The 19,141-nt window shown below is 48.5% G+C and carries 13 protein-coding genes and 1 tRNA gene; 12 read left to right on the forward strand and 2 right to left on the reverse strand.

All coding sequences use genetic code 11. The features are described 5' to 3' along the window. The first annotated feature begins 352 nt into the window (after positions 1-352). The 9 genes from galT (at position 353) to GXO76_07005 (ending at position 9,414) form a co-directional block, all read left to right on the forward strand. Entirely contained in the window at positions 353-1,351 is a 999-nt protein-coding gene (galT, locus tag GXO76_06965) for a galactose-1-phosphate uridylyltransferase (GenBank protein ID NOY77593.1), read from the forward strand. An 88-nt stretch (positions 1,352-1,439) separates the two neighbouring features. Beyond that, entirely contained in the window at positions 1,440-2,120 is a 681-nt protein-coding gene (locus GXO76_06970) for a DUF1614 domain-containing protein (GenBank protein NOY77594.1), read from the forward strand. 8 nt (positions 2,121-2,128) lie between these two features. Then, the gene (locus tag GXO76_06975) at positions 2,129-2,875 is read left to right on the forward strand and encodes an ATP-binding cassette domain-containing protein (GenBank protein ID NOY77595.1); all 747 of its coding nucleotides are present in this window, start codon (positions 2,129-2,131) and stop codon (positions 2,873-2,875) included. Further along, complete coding sequence (gene fetB, locus GXO76_06980; protein ID NOY77596.1) at positions 2,856-3,638, forward strand: iron export ABC transporter permease subunit FetB; 783 nt, start codon at positions 2,856-2,858, stop codon at positions 3,636-3,638. The genes GXO76_06975 and fetB overlap by 20 nt, the downstream gene beginning before the upstream one ends. 201 nt (positions 3,639-3,839) lie before the next feature. Continuing rightward, complete coding sequence (locus GXO76_06985) at positions 3,840-5,486, forward strand: sodium:solute symporter family protein (GenBank protein NOY77597.1); 1,647 nt, start codon at positions 3,840-3,842, stop codon at positions 5,484-5,486. 414 nt (positions 5,487-5,900) lie between these two features. Further along, positions 5,901-7,142 carry an ROK family transcriptional regulator gene (locus GXO76_06990; protein ID NOY77598.1) on the forward strand — a complete coding sequence of 414 codons (1,242 nt, stop codon included), beginning with the start codon at positions 5,901-5,903 and terminating at the stop codon, positions 7,140-7,142. A 28-nt stretch (positions 7,143-7,170) separates the two neighbouring features. Further along, positions 7,171-8,256, forward strand: a complete 1,086-nt coding sequence (locus GXO76_06995; protein ID NOY77599.1) for a GHMP kinase — start codon at positions 7,171-7,173, stop codon at positions 8,254-8,256. A 67-nt stretch (positions 8,257-8,323) separates the two neighbouring features. Beyond that, the gene (locus tag GXO76_07000) at positions 8,324-9,274 is read left to right on the forward strand and encodes a GNAT family N-acetyltransferase (protein ID NOY77600.1); all 951 of its coding nucleotides are present in this window, start codon (positions 8,324-8,326) and stop codon (positions 9,272-9,274) included. Between the two features lie 67 nt (positions 9,275-9,341). After that, positions 9,342-9,414 (forward strand) — tRNA-Phe (locus tag GXO76_07005). Between the two features lie 378 nt (positions 9,415-9,792). Here GXO76_07005 and GXO76_07010 read toward each other — a convergent pair. After that, positions 9,793-12,363 carry a bifunctional YncE family protein/alkaline phosphatase family protein gene (locus GXO76_07010; GenBank protein ID NOY77601.1) on the reverse strand — a complete coding sequence of 857 codons (2,571 nt, stop codon included), beginning with the start codon at positions 12,361-12,363 and terminating at the stop codon, positions 9,793-9,795. Positions 12,364-12,861: 498 nt separating this feature from the next. On the opposite strand from GXO76_07010, the gene fumC reads away from it, so the two are divergent. Beyond that, on the forward strand, positions 12,862-14,259 hold the full coding sequence (fumC, locus tag GXO76_07015) for a class II fumarate hydratase (GenBank protein NOY77602.1): 1,398 nt from the start codon (positions 12,862-12,864) through the stop codon (positions 14,257-14,259). A 46-nt stretch (positions 14,260-14,305) separates the two neighbouring features. Here fumC and GXO76_07020 read toward each other — a convergent pair whose 3' ends face one another. Continuing rightward, positions 14,306-16,993 (reverse strand): PAS domain S-box protein, encoded by a 2,688-nt coding sequence (locus GXO76_07020; protein ID NOY77603.1) that lies wholly within the window; start codon positions 16,991-16,993, stop codon positions 14,306-14,308. Between the two features lie 408 nt (positions 16,994-17,401). Here GXO76_07020 and cas6 point away from each other — a divergent pair, with 408 nt between their 5' ends. Beyond that, positions 17,402-18,271 (forward strand): CRISPR-associated endoribonuclease Cas6, encoded by an 870-nt coding sequence (gene cas6 / locus GXO76_07025; protein NOY77604.1) that lies wholly within the window; start codon positions 17,402-17,404, stop codon positions 18,269-18,271. 56 nt (positions 18,272-18,327) lie between these two features. Further along, the gene (locus GXO76_07030) at positions 18,328-18,885 is read left to right on the forward strand and encodes a transposase (GenBank protein ID NOY77605.1); all 558 of its coding nucleotides are present in this window, start codon (positions 18,328-18,330) and stop codon (positions 18,883-18,885) included. The last annotated feature ends 256 nt before the right edge of the window (positions 18,886-19,141 follow it).

Raw genomic sequence — 19,141 nt, forward strand, 5'->3', positions numbered from 1 at the left:
TTTGGGGTTTTGCGGGTCTTTGTCTTAGGCTTTTCTCAATAAAAAATGCGAAAACTCTTTGCATGCCTGTAAAAGGTTTCCTCAGTTACTTTTACAAAACGAAAGGGGTTTCTTTTTTTGTTGATTGCTATCGTGTAAACGTGTATTTTAATATAGACAACGTGAACTATTTTCGCCCGAATGACACGAGTTCCGGAGATTTAATTTCAATAAAATCAATTCACGAAATTTGTGGGAAAAGATATTTCAAAACAGATTTACGCATAAAAATCGGTGAAATGAACAGCGGTAGGTTTCAGGAAGGAACCCGTAAATCAATCCGACTATATTGAAATACCAGAAAGGAAGTCCCATGTCTGAATTCAGACACAATTTAATTACCAATGAGTGGGTGGTTGTTGCAACAGAACGAGCCAAGCGTCCACACGATTTCGTTGGGAAAAAGGCCGGTTCCCCCCTGCCGGACTACAGCGAAACCTGTCCCTTTTGTCCGGGAAATGAAAAAAATACGCCGGTTGCCGTTTACCGCTATCCTGTGGAGGGGGACTGGCGGGTTCGGGTCGTTCCCAACAAATTTGCAGCCCTTAAACCAACGGAGAGCCTCGAACGGGAACAGGTGGGCCGATACCTGAAATTTGGCGGATTTGGGTATGCGGAGGTTGTGGTTGAAACGCCCCGTCACAACCAGTCCCTTGGGACGCTCTCTGTTGACGAAGTGTACCAGGTTATGTTGGCGTACAAGGCCCGCTACGACATCCTTTCAGCAGACGAGCGCATTGATCTGGTCACGATTTTTCGAAATCACGGCGTGCGCGCCGGTACATCGCTGGAACACCCGCATTCACAAATTATTGCCACCCCGTTGGTTCCTTTGCGGGTACGGAATCAGCTGGAAGAAGCCCAGCGCTATTCGGCCAATTTGGGAAGCTGCGTTTTTTGCGACATCCTGAAAGAAGAAAAAAAGGACGGCCGGCGGTTGGTTCTGGAAAGCGAACATTTTGTGGCATATGAGCCCTTTGCCTCCCGCTCGCCCTTTGAAACCTGGATTTTGCCCCGGCGCCATCAATCGGTTTTTGGGGCCATTCATCTGAATGAGCTGCACGATATGGCGAAAATTGTCCGGGATGTTTTGTACAAAATTCACAACGGACTGGAAAATCCGGATTACAATTTGATTTTGCAGTCGGCCCCGACACGGGAAGATGATGTGGATTATTACCACTGGTACATCCGGATTATTCCGCGTCTGACGACCCCTGCAGGCTTTGAAATGGGCACCGGAATCTACATCACAACCGCCTACCCGGAAGAAACAGCGGAGTTTTTGCGAAAGGTGAAGGTACCGCAATAGGATGGAAAAAAATCCTCTTGTCAGTCCCCGCCACGTTTAATGTGCCGGGGCCTGATGAGGAAACTGATGAATAAAGAAAGGGTTTTCCATGTTTTTTGCCCCGTTTATTATTTTGGTTTTGTTGATTTATTTTCTAATCCTCATCGGTCTGATTGTGTTTGTGGAAGTTGGAGCAATTGCTTACGTATTCGATAAAATAGGAGTTGCCGAGGGGTATGTTTTTTCGCTTCTTTTCCTGACGCTCATCGGAAGTTTTATTAACATCCCGATTAAACGCATTCAGTCAGGAGAGTTGGAGCCGTCCGGGCAGGTGGTGCAGTTCTGGGGGTACCGTTTTGTCATTCCGGCTGCTCCCCGCCCGCGCGAAACCCTGTTGGCGATTAACGTAGGAGGGGCACTCATTCCATCCCTTCTGGCGCTTTATTTGATGGTGGCTCATCCGGGACTGCTTTTTAAAGATTTAATGGCCATTGCCATTGTTGTGCTGGTTGTTCACCGATTTGCACGGCCGGTTCGGGGCGTGGGCATTACAACGCCGGCCTTTCTTCCGCCGCTAATTGCCGCGTCGTGCGCCCTTATTCTGGCCCCTGCCCACAGTCCCATTGTGGCTTACGTTTCCGGAACACTGGGAACGCTTATTGGAGCCGATTTATTGAATCTGAAAAAGATTTCCGAACTGGGTGCACCGGTTGCATCTATCGGCGGTGCCGGTACGTTTGACGGTGTTTTCCTGACGGGAATTATCGCTGTGCTTCTGGCTACCTGGTAGGTGAATGAATGACTGTAAAAACCAACAGTCGCTCCGGAAATGGATTGTTTACCTTTCGGGATGTTTTTTTGGAAAAACAGCGTGTCCCCATTCTTCGAAATATTTCCCTCTCAATTCAAGCCGGTGATTTTGCCGTTCTTCTGGGGCCTTCCGGTGCCGGGAAAACCTCTTTTTTGCGGTTGTTCAATCTTTTGGAGCTCCCCACCCGCGGAGAAATTTTTTTCAAAGGAGAAAATCTACTCCGTTTTTACCCGCCGGAGCTGCGCCAGCGCGTGGTGATGGTGATGCAAAAACCGATGGTTTTCGAAGGTTCCGTCCGGGATAATCTGACCATCGGGTTGACGATTCGTAAACGGCCTGTACCCGATCAGCCGGTGCTGGAGGCTGTTCTTCGGAAATGCAATCTCTCCCCGGATATCCTGCCGACAAAAGCCAAAACGCTCTCCGGTGGGGAACAGCAGCGGCTTTCTCTGGCACGGGCGCTGCTTTTGGAACCGGAAGTCCTTTTGTTGGATGAACCCACGGCCTCCCTGGACGTGGAATCGGAGAAACGATTGATTGATATCATTGTAGAGGAAAATCAGTCCGCGGGGCGGACCGTGGTTTGCGTTACACACTCTCTTCCATTGATCCAGGCCGCTTCGAAATTGATTTTTCTGGATCAGGGACAAATCGCTGCTGTTCGTCAGTCGGCCTCAAACGAGGAAATTCGGTCTTTTATGAAAGAGGCACTGGATGGAAAAGAAAATAATTGACCTGACCCTGTTACAGCTTCTCTTCACCTACACCCTGGTTGTGTTCGTGTTTGCCATCGCGGCCATTCGACGCTTGAAATTAGGCAAGGATATTTTTGTTTCGGCTGCCAGAATGACCGTTCAGCTCCTAATTTTGGGATTGGTTTTGAAGTTTGTGTTTGCCATCCAATCCTGGATTTTGGTCCTTTTGATCTTCATCTGGATGGTTTTCTGGGCGGCTCAGTCGGTGATCCAGCGGACGGGAATTCGTTTCAAAGGAATGTACAAAATAGTCTTTTTGTCGCTCCTGGTAGGCGGCGGAAGTGTAACCCTTTTCTTTGTGTTGGGTATTGTGCACCCCGATCCCTGGTACGATCCCCGCTATTTTATCCCATTAGCGGGGATGATTATGGGCAATTCGATGAACGGCAGTGCCCTGGCGTTGGAGCGATTCTACAGCGATGTCAAACAAAACCGCTTGCGAATCGAAACCCTGCTTTCTCTTGGGGCAACGTCTTCAGAGTCCTCCGGGGATGCATTCCAAAAGGGTTTTCGTGCGGCTCTTTTGCCCCCTCTGATGGCCATGAGCAGCATGGGAATTGTCAGTATTCCCGGCATGATGACCGGCCAGATTCTCTCCGGTACCCCTCCCATGATTGCTGTGAAATATCAAATCGCCATTATGACGGCCATTTTGGGAACAGTGGCCTTAAATGCTCTGTTGATTCTCCACTTTGAGCGAAAACTTCTGTTTAACAAATATCACCAGCTTCAGATAGATTAATTCCCAAAACCGATTTTTGATGAAGTTTGTTTTCCTGCCAAGCGCCCTTGAATTATTAAAAATTGCGGATCAGTTGTATGCAATTTTTATAAATGAGGGATTATTTAATAAAATTTTTGAAATAATACTTGACATAAAAGAAAAGTTTGAATAAATTACAGGGCAATTTCCTCAAATGCCATCCAGACGAAAGGAAAAACAGTGATTTGGATTGATTACACGATTATTGCGGTTTTCTTGGTTGGTATTTTTTACGCCGGAAGTTATTTTTACAAATGGGTGGGAACACCGGACGATTTCTACGTAGCCGGGCGACAAATTACCCCGTTTCTCCTGGCAGCAACGATTACGGCCACCAATGTGAATTTGTACAGCTTTGTGGGACAGGCGGGCGTGGCCTATAAACACGGAATTTCCATTCTGTGGCAAACCTGGACGGGCAACATGGCGCTGGTTTTTTCCGGCCTGTTTGTGATTCCGATTTTGCGGCGTTTAAAAGTTCGGACGGTACCGGAATTTTTGGAAATGCGTTATAATAAGGGCGTGCGTTCCCTGGTGGGGGTGCTCTGGATTTTTCGTCTGGCGTTTTGGCTGGGAGTTGTGTTGTACACGGCGGTTGTTGCCGCTCAGGCAATTACAGGCGTGCAGTCCTTTACCTTCTGGGTAATTGTTTTTTCGGTGATTGCCATCATTTACACCTCCCTGGGCGGGATGTGGTCGGTGGCTCTGACCGATGCCTTGCAATTTATTTTGATGCTCTTGGGGGCGCTTATTTTGCTTCCCCTGGCTATGAAAGCCGTGGGCTGGATGCCCGGACTTCTGGCAAAGGCTCCTCCCCATCATCTGGACCTGGTCGTGAAAGACGGCCCCTACAATTGGCAGTTTATGCTGGCCATTTTAATTTTGGGAATCGAGTGGGCCTCGGTGGATCAGGGCCTGATGCAACGCGCTTTTGGCGCCCGTGACACCAAAACCGTTGCGAAGGGGTTGGTTCTGGCCGGTATCATTACCACCCCGTTTGCCCTGCTGTGGAATTTACCCGGGCTGGCCGCAACCGTTTTGTACCCGAATCTCTCCAATGCCGATTCCGCCGTGCCCGTTATGATTCACGGACTTTTGCCTCCGATTATTCTGGGAATTGTGGTGTGCGGGCTCCTGGCTTCACAGATGTCCACCATCGATTCCAATTTGAACGGCGTGGCGACGCTGTACACAAACGATATTTACACCAGTCTGTTCAACCGCAAAGCCACACAAAAAGAAATCCTTCGTACCGTCCGTTGGATGACGATGGTCACCGGACTTTTTATGATCGGATTTTCGTACCTGGTGCCCAAATTGGGCGGCGCGGTTTCGGCCTATTTAACCGTCATTGCCATCATGGACATGCCGCTGTTTATTATTGCCATTTTTTACGGATTGCTCTGGAAGCGGGCGTCCAGTTGGGGGGCAATTGGCGGATATTTGACCGGCGCCCTGGCCGGAGGAATCGCCAAATTCGGCTACGGATTGGATTTTAATAACGCCACGTTTATCAGTGCGGGGGCCGCCCTGATTGCAACGCCTATTTTTAGCTGGCTGACCCAGCCGGTGAGTGCGGAGAAAATTAGCCGGATTTGGACGGCCCGTAAGATTTCGCAGGAAGAAATCGAAAAAAAGGCCATTTACCACATCTGGCCGGTAACCCTGGGAGGAAAGCTGAGTCTTTTGATCTTACTTGCAGGATTGTTGCTATTCCTGTCCGGTGCCCTGATGGGCAGCCGGGCCTTGCCGCTTGCCAGTACGGTGGCTGTAAGCGGTATGCTGATTTATTTTTTGGGGGGATTTGTGAGGATTTTCTTCGATTAAAATAGTTCGTCGGTGCCCGGGATGGCGTTCGGGTGTTTGTCGGTTCATTAAATGTTGGAACGTCGATCGTTGACAATTGATCATTGGTTATTCGGATTCCGTTTTTAAAACGGCCGGCGGGGATTTTGAATATCCAATATCCAATATCCAATTATCAATTACCAAATGGTAAACGATTAAATGGCTGCGTGCTTGATGTTGCTTATTGAAGATAACAAAATTGGGCGGGGGGATGTAAAATTGCAAATTTGTAAATCTTTTGGTTGTTTATCACATTTTTTTGGAGAAACAAACCATGTTTGATTGGATTACCTGGAGCATCTGGTTAGTCGGACTCATCATTCTTATTATCTGGATTATTATTCCCATCAAGGAATTCAAACAACTCGTGCGGGAACATCGGGGGCGGACGAAATGAAAGACCTGCGCATTCAATCCGGGAATTTAAATCGTGTTTCCCTGAAACGCCGGATTCGGAAGAACATTATTCTGAATGCCCTGCGTTCAAACGGGGCGCTTTCGCTGACGGAATTGAGTCGGAGAACGGGCTTTAATGTGCCTACGGTGACCAATCTGGTTCAGGAGCTGGAGGATGAGGATTACATCCTTCGGGAAAAGGGGGAGGCGTCCACTCCCGGTCGCCCTCCTCAGCGCATTCGAATCAACACAACCGCGCGGTACGTGGTGGGAGCGGATCTGGGGCGGTTCAACACCAATATTATTCTTGTGGATTTGAGCCAGAATATCATTTACGAAAAGCTTTTCCACACATTTGATCTGCATGATCCGGCGGTCATTAATCAGGTGGTGAAAGAAATCAATCGCGCCATTGAGGAAAGCGGGGTTGAAAAAAATCGGGTTTTGGGGATTGGACTGGCCATTCCGGGATTGGTGAATTGCAAACTGGGGAAAAGCTACACCTTTCTCAATTTTGAGGAAAAACCGATTCGCGAGATTTTTGAGGAAAAATTGGATTTGCCGGTTTTTGTTGAGAATGATGCCCGCGCCATGGCTCTGGGAGAGCTCTGGTTCGGGTTGGCCCGGGACAAAAAGAATGCATTGTGCCTGAATCTCGGCTGGGGGATCGGACTGGGCATTATTAGCAATGGCCTGATCTACTATGGACATGATGGGTTTGCGGGGGAATTCGGGCATATAACGATTAAGGAGGACGGCCCGCTTTGCCAGTGCGGGAAGTACGGGTGTCTGGAGAGTCTGGCATCCGGGCGCGCTATTGCGGAACAGGCCCGAAAATGGGTTCGTGCCGGGAAAAAGACCAAACTGGCCGATTTGATTGATGGAAAAGCCGAGCAGATTAATGCGGAACGGGTCGTAAAAGCCGCTCAGATGGGGGATCAGCTTTCGATTGAAATTATTGAGCAAGCCGGGCGCTACATTGGGCAGGGCCTGGCCATTTTGATTAATCTCTTTAATCCGGAAATTGTTATTTTGGGGGGACGTGTGTCACGGGCCGGACGCTTCCTGCTTAATCCCATTCAAACAGAAGCCACGAAACGGGCCCTGCCGCACATCAGCGAGCGCGCGGAAATTGTGGTTTCGAAATTGGGCTATTTGTCCGGGGCGTTGGGAGCCACGACCCTCGTGAAAAAGGAAATTTTCCAGACGAATCATATTGACGTGAGTTCATTCGTATAAAACTGGGACATTAAGATATAAGGACGACATGCCAAGGGAATTAGTGGTTTCTGCACCGGGACGGATCTGTTTGTTTGGGGAACATCAGGATTATCTGGAATTGCCTGTTATTACAAGCGCGATTAATTTGCGCATTGAAATAAAAGGAAAGCCGATTCCTGAAAAGACGGTTCGTTTTTCTCTTCCCGATATCCAATCGGAAGAGCGTTTTAACATTCAGGCCAATATTCCGTACAATCAGGAACGGGATTATTTTAAGAGCGTGGTGAATGTTCTTCAAAGAGAAGGCCTCTCACTTGAGCAGGGATTTAACTGCGTCGTCCGGGGAAATATTCCGATTAATTCCGGCACGTCCAGCTCATCCGCTCTGGTTGTAGCCTGGGTTAAATTTCTGCTGGAAGCCGTTAACCATCACCGAAAAAATGATGCCGTTTACATTGCCCAACTGGCTCATAAAGCAGAGGTGGTGGAATTTAACGAACCGGGCGGGATGATGGATCATTTTGCCACCAGTTTGGGCGGGGTGCTTTTTCTGGATTTTCGTTCGCCCCAACCGGTTCAAAGGCTTACAGCCAGCCTGGGGAAATTTGTTCTGGGGGATTCCAAAGAGTCTAAGGACACGAAAGGAATTTTGGCGCGTGTCAAGAACGGCATGCTTTCCATCTTAAAAACGTATCCCAACCACATTCCTTACGAAAAATTGCCTGAGCTTTCAATCGAAGATGTGGCGGGGCTTCGGTCCAAACTTTCTGCAGAGCAATTTGATTTGTTACGTGGATTTTTGGAGAATAAGGAAATTACGTTCAAGGCGCTTCACGCCTTGAAACGACCCCTTCTGGATCATTCGGAATTCGGGCGTTTGCTCAACCGGCATCAGGCCGTTTTGCGGGATGTTTTAAAGATCTCTACGCCCAAAATCGATCGCATGCTGGAAGCTGCCCTAAAAGCGGGTGCGTTGGGAGGAAAAATCAATGGTTCCGGCGGCGGCGGGTGCATGTTTGCCTACGCCCCTGACAATCCGGAAGCCGTGGCAGAGGCCATTCGGGAAGCCGGCGGCATCCCTTACATTGTGGATGTGGATGAAGGCGTGCGGAGCGAAAGAATCCAAAATTGAACCGCCCAGGCGCGAGAACCCCAAATGGCTCGTTCGCGTCGTCACAATGAGACCCATCGGAGGAAAAATGAGAGAGATTTTAAGACCGGCAAGAAATCACCGGGAGTGGCTGGAAGCACTGGATTTGTGGGATTTGGTTTTCAAAAATACGCCGAGGGATTATTTTGAGCGCCGTCTTCTTTTTGATCCCCACGTGGAATACAAGCACACCCAACTCCTGTGGGCGGACGGTGTCCTGGCCAGCAGTGTCCAGGTTACTCCCCGGAAAATGGTCGTGAATGGCCGGGAAATTCCGTTTGGCGGGATTGCCAACGTGGCTACGCATCCCGATTTTCGGAAGCGGGGATATTCCTCACGCGTATTAAAGCAGGCGATCGAAAAAATGAAGGCGTGGTCCCTGCCGCTGTCCCTTCTTTTTACCGACATCAATCCCTTTTACGAACGGGTGGGATTTGTAACCCTTGAGCGCGAGGCCTTTACAGCGGAAATTCAAACCCGGCCGAGAATGAATGAAGAGATCCGGGTATTCGATTATTATCGGGATTTGGAACCGGTGAAAGAGATTTACCGACACTTTTCATCCGGTTGGAATGGCCCCATGGTGCGGGATGATGTGTATTGGAAGAGCCATTTTAGCATTGTTAATGAAGACCCTCGATTTTTTCTGGTTCGGATAAAAAATCATTCCGTTCAGGCCTATGTGAGGGCTTCGGTCGGTAACGACATCGTGGATATTCACGAATTTGGCGCTTCCGAAAAAGCCCCCGAGGCGCTTGATATTTTTGCGCAGGAGCTCTTGATCCGGGCTAACCGGCCGAAGGTGCGAGTGAATGCCCCTTTTGGAGCCTGGTTTGAAGAAATGTCCCATTTTAAGGTGGAGAGAAAACCGGATACGGAAAGCATGGTAAGCATTTTGAATCCGGAGTATTTTGGATTTTCCGGGCAGTCACAGGAAGACATGGTAAGAAAGCTGTTTCCGAAAGAAAAAATTGTCTATTGGCCGACGGATTCTTTTTAATGCTTTTTTAAGAATTTTCTCTTGATTTCAAACGGATTATTTCTTATATTTTGTTCGTTTAAGACGTGGCGCTCTAGCTCAGTCGGTAGAGCAACGGACTGAAAATCCGTGTGTGCCCAGTTCGATTCTGGGGGGCGCCACTAAAAAAACCCTTTGCGAATAATCTGCGCAAGGGGTTTTTTGTTTTTGGGAAAAATCGGTCGTTTGAAATTTCAAATAAAGCCTGAATTTTTATCCCCAGATGCTGCCGGTCATTTTATACAATGAAAAGGGCCCATCGAGAAAAGCGCGGTCGTTGAGAGTCCGCCTGATGTGGACGTATCGGGACGGAACGCCTGTCCCGGCACCTCGATACACCCGCCTTCGGCGGGCACTCGGTGACCGGTTTTTTCCTCTTGGCCCCGGTCTCGCGGCGGAGGACCTCCCCCTGAATCCCCCTCAAGGGGGGAGTTTGAATATCCAATATTCAATATCCAATTATCAATTACCAAATAATCAACCAGCGAGTGCAGCCTGCTTTATTTCGCATACTTGTCGGCCGGGTACGGCACGCCGGGGCCTTTTGCTGCAAACCACAGGATCCGGTTGAAGGTGTTTTCATCTGCACGATCCACATCTTCCAGGTCCAGTTTCAGGGATTCCTTGGCCCAGTGCAGGGCCTCGCCTTTCAGGCTCTCCAATTGCGGATTAATCTCCGTCAGCGGAATGTTGTTTGGCACAGAGACGTACGGGGAAAAATCGGCGGAGTCGGTAAAACAATCCGTCATCGGATCGGCTACCAGATCGAACTGATTCATCGGTTTCAATCCCAGAATCTGCTCAATTGTGCGCACCATGCTGATCTGCGTGTAATAAGTGGAAATCACCTTGCCCCGTTTGGTGTACGGACTGATGACCAGCCCGACGGTTCGATGGCCGTCTACGTGGTCAAGGCCGGCTTGCGGGTCGTCTTCGGTTACAAAAATGGCCGTGTTTTTCCAGAATTTGCTGTGGGAGATAGCCTCCACAATTTTCCCCAAAGCCAGATCATTATCAGCCACGGCCGCATCGGGTGTCGGCTGTCCGGGGCGGGTTCCGGAGGTGTGATCGTTGGGCAGCAGCATGATGATAAAATTGGGGAAATTGCCGTTTTGTTCAAATTGTTTGAGCTCGTTGATGAAAACACTGGCCCGGTAAACGTCGGAAACCGTATTGGGAAATCCGATGTAATTGGGGCAAAGATAGGGTTCCAGGGGTTTTAAATTGGCTTTGGCACGAATGGAAAATTTTCCCGTTCCCAGGACGAAATCGTCGTAAATCTCCAGAAAATTTCCTTTGGGTTTGATCTCGGCACGGACAAATTCCCCGTAATCGCGAAAGGTCAATCCCTTTTTTAGCACCTGATCCCAGATAAATCCCGAACTGGCGTAGGCGAGGGCGTCATCGCCGTTGTAAGGGTAGCTGCGCGAGAAATCGCCAAACGCCTTTTCCAGGTAATCCGTTACGTACGCCTCGTCGGTCCACTGGTGACCGTCGGCGCTGAGCACGCCGCTGCAGTAAAAATTATCCATTAAAACGAATTGCTCGGCCAGTTTGTGGTGATTCGGGGTGACCTTCCGCCCAAACATGACCAGATTGGTGTCGCCATTGGCCTGAAACAGGTCGCCGAAAACCTGATCGTAGGTACGGTTTTCCTTGATAATGTAAACCACATGTTTGAAGACGGATTTTTCTCCCGGGTGCACCGGAACCGGAACGAGTTTAGTCCCGCCAGTATCGGAATGAAGCTGAGCAATCTGCCGGGCAAGATCGTTGTTTGTTTCAACACGTTCGGTGTATTTGGCCAGTTGCTTGCGATTGGGAACCGGAATAATGGAAACCGATCCCAGATGATCGTGAGAATTGTAGCCCAATCGGCGGGTCTTTTTATTGAGGGAGCCCAGCCCTTTTACATTGGCCACGTAAAGAAAATCACCCCGCTTGTTTGTAATGACTGCTCCCGGATACCATCCGGTGGGAATGGTCCCAATTACACGACTTGAGAAAAAGCGGCTGTCCGGAACGCCGGCGTTTTGCCCGAGTGCTACCACGGCAATGGCATTATCCGTTCCGTTGGCCACGTACAGGGTTCGGTCGTCAGGCGACACCGCCAGGGCATTTGGGGCACTCCCAAAGGGCAGGGAACTTCGCATCCGTACAGAGATGACTTCGACCAGACTGTCGCTTTGGGTGTGAATAACGGAGATGGTGTCGTTGTTGGCATTGGCCACAAATAGAAAATTCCCACTGTGGCTGAAGGCCATTCCGCAGGGGTGAAGGCCCACGCGAATACTCTTAATCTCTTTGTTTTTTTTCAAACTGACCACAGAAATGGTGCCGTTGTTGGCAATTCCTGTCGCCGGATTGACCAGCACACGGCTTCCGGAGGTTTCCGCCGTGGGTTCTCCCTTTCCGGGCCGACGGCCGCCCCAGTTGGACACGTAGATCTTCCCGGAAGGATGAACCAGAACCGCGTAGGGAGCAATCCCCACCGGGATTTCGTAGTAGGTTTTGTCTGAGAGATTGACCACGCCCAGGCTGTTATTTCGACTCAGGCAAACCAACAGGGATTTCCCATCTTTAGAAAAAGCCATTCCGGCCGGAACAGCATTTCCTTTTCCCTTGGGACCCTCAAATTCAAAATCCCGTGACCAGTTTAAAATGTGATCCTTGGAGATCGTGGCTTCCCAGACCCGCTGCCGGGCATCCGAGGTGTACAGTTTCTTGCCGTCTTTGGAGAGCAGGAGTCCCACAAAACTGTTTCCTCCCTTTTTCATGGGAAGAGTTTGCATGATAGCCCGATCGTTGATTCGAATAATCAGAATATCGGACTTGTTTTTTACGTACAAATACTTCTCTTTGGGCCCAAGTACCAGGTCCACCGGCCGTCCGGGGAAGGTGACTTGAAAGCCGGCCGGCGTGAGCCGCTGATGGGTGGGGGTGATGACGGTACCATCGGGTTGAATCCCGACCGTTACACGGGAGAAATCAATGGATTGTGCCGCCAAAAAGGTACCTGTAAGAAAGCCAATCCCCAGGGCCAGCACCAGATTTCGAAAGACAGATCGCATCATTTTTACCTCCGACTCATAGTTTTAAAAAGATACTGTAATTTACACGTTTCAGGGGCCATATTCAATAGTTTTGTTCTCCAAAAGGTACATTTTGGCATTTCCCTCAAACCCGGGCGTCGAGTGATGGCCGGTGCCTGAGCGGAGTCGATGGCTGGTGCCTGAGCGGAGTCGATGGCCGGTGCCTGAGCGGAGTTTACACCGAACTTGTCGAAGTGTCGAAGGCCAGCCATCGTATGGAGACGAGTGCAGGTATCCGGTCACCTCGGTACATCCGCCTCGGGCGGCCACTCGGTGACCCTGGCGAAAAAAATGCCGTCATACCCATTTCGCTAGAAAAGAGTTGAAGGTGTTGAAAAATAAGAGTACATTTTAGCGGAAATTTCCGGATGGCGGGGGATCGCCGGGAAGCATTGCGGGACGGGGGTGTCAATTTGAAGAACAACTGTTTTTTTACGGAGCAAGATTAAAATCATAAAAAATTGGGAGGGTGTTCAAATGGAAAATAAAATGCGGGTGGAACGGGATTCACTGGGCGAGGTGGAGGTCCCGGCGGATGTGTACTACGGTGCGCAAACCCAGCGCGCCGTTGAAAATTTTCGGATCGGACAGGAAAAATTTCCGAGGGAATTTATTCGGGCGCATGCCATCGTGAAAAAGGCCGCCGCCATTGTGAATCACCTGCAGGGACGGCTGGATGAGAAGATTTCGAGGGCCATTCAGCAGGCGGCCGACGAGGTTATCGACGGGAAATTGGATGATCAGTTCCCCCTGGTAATCTGGCAGAGCGGCAGCGGGACGCAGTTCAACATGAATATGAATGAAGTGATTGCCAATCGAGCCATTGAGATTCTGGGCGGAAAGATGGGAACAAAATCGCCGGTGCACCCGAATGACCACGTCAACATGTCCCAATCGACAAACGATACCATTCCGGCTTCCATGTACCTTTCGGCGGTCATTTCGATTCGGGAGAATCTGATACCGGAGCTGGAGAAATTGCAAAAATCCTTGGAGAAAAAGGGGGAAGATTTTAAGGATATCATCAAGATCGGGCGGACCCATTTGCAGGATGCCACACCGCTCACACTGGGCCAGGAATTTTCTGGCTACGCCGCCCAGGTCGAAACTGCCCGGGAAGCCGTTGAAAAGACTCTGGATCATCTGTACGAATTGCCCATTGGCGGAACGGCAGTGGGAACCGGATTGAACACAAAAAAGGGGTATGATGTGAAAATGGCTCAGGAAATCAGCCGACTAACGGGTTTTCCGTTCAGGGTGTCGCGGAACAAATTTGCGGGTCTTGCCGCACACGATGCCGTTGTGGAGGCATCCGGGGCGTTAAAAACACTGGCAGCCGCTTTGAATAAAATAGCCAATGATATCCGGTGGCTGGGCAGCGGTCCGCGTTGCGGGATTGGGGAGCTGAAACTGCCGGCCAACGAACCGGGCAGTTCGATTATGCCGGGTAAAATAAACCCCACACAGGCCGAAATGGTGACCATGGTGGCGGCACAGGTGTTTGGAAACGATGTCACGATTAATGTAGCCGGTGCGAACGGAAACTTTGAGCTGAATGTTTACAAACCCCTGCTTGCGTTCACCATTTTACAGTCGATTCGCCTGCTGGCCGATTCCGTAAAATCCTTTTGCGAAAAAATGGTGGATGGAATTGAGCCGAATCCCGAAAGAATCCATCAGCACGTAACGGATTCCCTCATGCTGGTGACGGCGCTCAACCGATATATTGGTTATGATAAAGCCTCAAAAATTGCCCTGAAAGCCTGGCGCGAGAATAAAACCCTGAAACAAGCAGCACTGGAACTGGGATTTCTTACAGAAAAACAGTTTGATGAATGGGTTCAGCCGGAAAAGATGATCGGACCGGAAGAATAAAAGCGAAGAATGGCTTTCCGGGAATCGTATTTTCCCGGGAAGCCATTTACAATTGAACCGTCTCTTTTTGAAATAGAATAGCTTCCAGTTTTTTGGATAATTCATTAATATTATATGGTTTATGCAAATAGCCAAGTACACCCTGGTCAATTAAACTTTGGGCGGATTCATCCAGCGTGTATCCGGTTGAAAGCAGAACCCGCACATGTGGATCAAGCGATTTTAGCGCCTGAAAGGTTTCCTTTCCATCCATTACCGGCATCAGCATGTCGATAATAATTAAATCAAAATTCTCGGGGCTTTCTCTGAAGAGCTGAATGGCTTCCTGGCCGTCGCTGGCCATGGAAACAGAAAATCCCATTCGCACCAGCATCCGCGATAAAACCGTTCGAATCACATCTTCATCGTCCACAATTAAAATTCTGCCTTTTCCCGATTGAAATGATTTCTCCATGAGTTTTCCTTTTTTTGGGTAGGATGACGTTTTTTTCGCCGGCAAGTAAATGTGAAATTCGGTTCCCACGCCGATTTCGCTTTCCACGTCGAGAAACCCATTGTGATTTTTTATGATTCCATAAACCATCGAAAGTCCCAGACCCGTGCCTTTGCCAGGCGATTTGGTGGTAAAAAAGGGATCAAAAATCTTGGACAGCGTATCCGAATCCATTCCCACACCGGTATCCCGAATGGCAATGTGAACATAAGCAGATGCCGTGGGTTGAGGAAATTTTTTTCTGAATGAGGGATCGTTTTCAATGCATTCGGACCGGAGTGTGAGTGTGCCTCCGTCCGGCATGGCATCGATGGCATTCAAACAAATATTCAAAAGCACCTGCTGAAATTGTGAGGGATCACCCATAACCAATTTGAGATTTTTTGCGTAGTGCCGCTTGATGGTGATTTTCTTCTGAAGCCTCAGGGTGATAATGCCGTACACTTCATCCAAAATATCGTTTAACTGAACGGGCTTGTTTTCATATTTTCCTTTTCTGGCGAAACCCAGCAGTTGTTTGGTGAGATTGGATGCTCGCTTAGCCGTATCTTCAATAGCATTAATCAGTTCCATCACTGAATCGTCGAGCTGATCCTCCAGTTGAATCAGCGAGGTATATCCGATAATTCCCCCCAGAAGATTGTTGAAATCATGGGCGATTCCTGCGGCCAGTGTTCCAACGGATTCCATTTTTTGCGCCTGAATTAATTTTTCTTCCAGCTTTTTTTGTTCCGTCACATCCTGATAATTCTCGATTACACGTGTTATTTTTCCCTCCTCGTCTTTGAGGGGATATGTGCGCAGAGAAATATATCCTGTGGGGTGTTTTGCATCCGGATAGGGTACCACCTCACTTTGGGATTCTCCTGTTTCGAACGTTCGCTTGGTGGGACAAAATGGGCATACAGAATCCCGATGCTGAAAGACCTCATAACAATGCCGACCCTCCACATTCGAACCGTAAAGCTGAAAGGCCACCTTGTTGGCGCGCTCAATCCGATAATCGGGCGTAATGATGGAAAGTCCGTTGTTTGTGGCGTTATATATGGCCGTAAATATTTTGGCCTGTTCAGCGAGCTGACGCTCCAACTGTTTTTTCTCGGTGATGTCAAGAAGAATGCCCTGAATGGCCGGCTGCGATTCATAAATCACATGGCTCACGTAGCCCAATATATCCCGGATCCGCCCGGACTTGGTGCGAATGGAAAATTCGATGAGCGGGGGCGGACTTTCTCCTTTCAGGCGCATGCTGGCATTTTGCCGCAATTTTTCGATTTCTTCCTTGTGAACAAATAAATCCCAGACCCGCAATTTTTGCAGCTCATGGGCGGAATATTCCGTTATCTGCGTAAGGTACTGATTGAAATATAAAAATTTTGTTCCATCGTAAACGAAAAATCCGGTGACTTCAGACTCCACAAGATTCCGGTATTTTTCTTCACTGTGGCGGAGACGAATCTCCATCTTTTTGCGGTCGGTTATATCGATAAAATTGGTCAACACAACAAAGCCGCCGTCGCTATCAATCATTTTGGCATTGAAATCGACCCAGCGGTTTTTACCGTTTTGGGTCGTAATGCGAGTCTCCAGCCGAATGCTGCCAATGCTTCCGTTGACGATATCAGACAGATGATGGACCACCATCTGCCGGTCGTCCGGATGAATAAACGGCTTCCATTTCAGCGTCGGGGCATCTTCCTGTTGGATTTCAAGGATTTGCGCTCCAACAGGATTCAGGTAGAGAAACGAGTCATCTTTAAAAATAGCAATCCCCGATTGAAAATTCTCAGCGATGATTCGAAATCGGGCTTCACTGTCCCGAAGTTCCTCAAAGAGTTTAATATGTCCCGGAATCGTGCGTGAACTTCCCTGAATTTCGATCGTTTTGCCCTTGTCATCTGTAATGGCTTTGAGCAGAATTTCAACACGCAGCCTCTTTCCGGAGGGAGAAATAAGAGTTGTTTTGAATGGAACCACGGATTCTCCATTCCAGACAGACTGTAGTTTTTTATGAACGAAATCCCACTGCTCGGGCAAAACGACGGATTTGAGGGGAATTGGCACTTTACCGGGAGCGCTCGCTGAAAACGACGGATTGGAAAGAAATGTTAGTCGGAATTGGGAATCCAATCGAAAAACCCGATCGCAGGCAAGAATGCCAACGGGCGTATTTTGAAGAACGTCCTGGTAAAAAGAGCGAACAGCACGTGTTTTTTTTACAAAACGATGATAGAAGTCCATAAAAGGGGGCACCCCATGTTAAAGCTTTTTTAAGTTTATCGGCAGTAACGGGCAGAGTCTTTATGACGCTAATCGGGCGGACTGTTTTTGCCGAGATGTTGTGAATGATCGGGTTAAGAAACGGCAGGAAGGGTTTCGCCCGGGCGGCCGCAGCCTGACCCCGCATTTGAAGAGCAAAATTAAAATAGATTTGTGCAATAAAAGGCTTGACAAACGGCGAAAATATGTGTAAAATAAACCATCCATCCGCGCATTTTGCACAACCGACCGAATAAAATGTCATTTGGGGGCATTTATGACCGCCGCAGTTTTTTAGATAGAAAGCCCGTTTCCCCTTTTACCAAAAAGGCAAGGGAGAGAGCGGGCTTTTTGTGTTTGGATTTGGAGGAATCAGAGAAAGGATGATCAATGCGTATCCGAATTCAGTTGATGCCATTGAGTAAACAGGTTTCCGTCCCGGTGAATTACCAGTATCCCGTTTCTGCCGCCATCTACAAAATTCTGAATCAAGCCTCTCCGGAATACACGGAATTCTTACACGACAAGGGCTACGCTGCACCCTCCGGCCGTTTGATGAAATTGTTTACCTTTTCCAAACTCCACATTCCCCACGCCCGATTTGAAGATGGAACACTTTCCGGCGATTCCCGGCAGCCCTGGCAGCTTTGGGTTGGAAGTCCCATGCAGGAGGATTTTGTTGAAAATTTCGTTTTGGGCATTTTCACATCGTCCACTATTGAAATTGTGGGTCAGGGAACAAGGAGCCGGTTTCAGGTGGTGCAGGTGGAGTCCGTTCAAAAACCGGAATTTCAGGAGGAGATGCGGTTTAAATGCCTTTCGCCCATTGTGATTTCCCGCCCGGAGGATCGGGAGCATGGACGGATGCCTCATTATTACCGGCCGTTTGAAGAAGGATTAAATGAAGCGCTGCGGAAGAACCTGCTGCAGAAGTACCAGATTATTTACGATGCGCCTCCCCAAAATGAATCGTTTGAATTTCAGATTACGGAGCACGACAAACCCCGCTCGAAAAAAATCACCATTAAAGAAGGAACCCCTGAGGCAACGGAGTTGAAGGCGTTTGAGACCTACTTCACCCTGCGCGGCAATCCGGCGCTTATGGAAGTGGCCTGGGAATGCGGCCTCGGCGAACACACCAGCCAGGGCTTTGGCATGGTGGATGTGGTGGGAGGCAAAAGGAAAGCAAAGGTAACCTTCTCAAAGAAGGTTACCTTTGGTAACCGACCAACAAATTTAGCAAGAGAAGGTAGCAAGTAACAAGAGAAGGTAACCTTCTTTGAGAAGGTTACCTTCCCGTTACTTCCTGTGATCAAATGAAAGAAAAAATTTATCCCGGGAATATTTACCATATTTTAAATCGCGGAAATAACAAGCAAAACATCTTTTATGAGCGTGAAAATTATTTGTTTTTTATGCGGCGCTTGAGACATTATGTGCAAAAATTTGATGTTCGGCCTATTTGCTATTGTCTTATGCCCAATCACTTTCATCTTTGTTTGGAGGAAACGATTGAACAGGGTATTTCGGGACTGATGTTAGGTTTACAAACATCCTATGCCAAAGCCATTAATAAGCAACGGGGACGCACGGGGCACTTGTGGCAGGATACATTTAAGTATGTACACGTGGATACAGATGACTATCTTTTGCACCTGACGCGATATATTCATTTGAATCCGGTAAAGGCGGGGCTGACGAAAAAGGCTGAAGATTGGGAATTTTCCAGCTATCGCGACTACATTGGGCTGCGTCGAGGAACGCTGCCACAAATGGATTTTATTTGGTCCTATTTTTCAACCGCCGCCGCGTATCGGCAATTCGTAGAGGAATATCAGGAGGAAATGATTGCAGAAAAATATTTGTTGGAATAAAAAACCACCTCAGTTTTGAATAACCGAAAGGCAGAAGGTAACCTTCTCAAAGAAGGTTACCTTCTAACCTTCCTAAATTGGGAGAATAATATGTATGTTGTAAAATATAACGGACATTTTGGATTTATTAAACCGTGGACAGCTGTTAGAGATGCTGAAACATTTTCCCAGCAATTTTTAACGCCCTCTATTATTGAAGGAATCCGACAAAAGCTGGAAGTAGAAAAAATTTTGCGGCATCGTCTTACATACAAAG

It is taken from the genome of Calditrichota bacterium (assembly GCA_013151735.1).
Classification (GTDB): domain Bacteria; phylum Zhuqueibacterota; class JdFR-76; order JdFR-76; family BMS3Abin05; genus BMS3Abin05.

Excerpts from the sequence above, each read along its gene's own strand:
- galT (NOY77593.1), top strand. The coding sequence starts at position 353 with ATGTCTGAATTCAGACACAATTTAATTACCAATGAGTGGGTGGTTGTT.
- GXO76_06970 (NOY77594.1), top strand. The coding sequence starts at position 1,440 with ATGTTTTTTGCCCCGTTTATTATTTTGGTTTTGTTGATTTATTTTCTA.
- GXO76_06975 (NOY77595.1), top strand. The coding sequence starts at position 2,129 with ATGACTGTAAAAACCAACAGTCGCTCCGGAAATGGATTGTTTACCTTT.
- fetB (NOY77596.1), top strand. The coding sequence starts at position 2,856 with ATGGAAAAGAAAATAATTGACCTGACCCTGTTACAGCTTCTCTTCACC.
- GXO76_06990 (NOY77598.1), top strand. The coding sequence starts at position 5,901 with ATGAAAGACCTGCGCATTCAATCCGGGAATTTAAATCGTGTTTCCCTG.
- GXO76_06995 (NOY77599.1), top strand. The coding sequence starts at position 7,171 with ATGCCAAGGGAATTAGTGGTTTCTGCACCGGGACGGATCTGTTTGTTT.
- GXO76_07000 (NOY77600.1), top strand. The coding sequence starts at position 8,324 with ATGAGAGAGATTTTAAGACCGGCAAGAAATCACCGGGAGTGGCTGGAA.
- GXO76_07010 (NOY77601.1), bottom strand. The coding sequence starts at position 12,363 with ATGCGATCTGTCTTTCGAAATCTGGTGCTGGCCCTGGGGATTGGCTTT.
- fumC (NOY77602.1), top strand. The coding sequence starts at position 12,862 with ATGGAAAATAAAATGCGGGTGGAACGGGATTCACTGGGCGAGGTGGAG.
- GXO76_07020 (NOY77603.1), bottom strand. The coding sequence starts at position 16,993 with ATGGACTTCTATCATCGTTTTGTAAAAAAAACACGTGCTGTTCGCTCT.
- cas6 (NOY77604.1), top strand. The coding sequence starts at position 17,402 with ATGCGTATCCGAATTCAGTTGATGCCATTGAGTAAACAGGTTTCCGTC.
- GXO76_07030 (NOY77605.1), top strand. The coding sequence starts at position 18,328 with ATGAAAGAAAAAATTTATCCCGGGAATATTTACCATATTTTAAATCGC.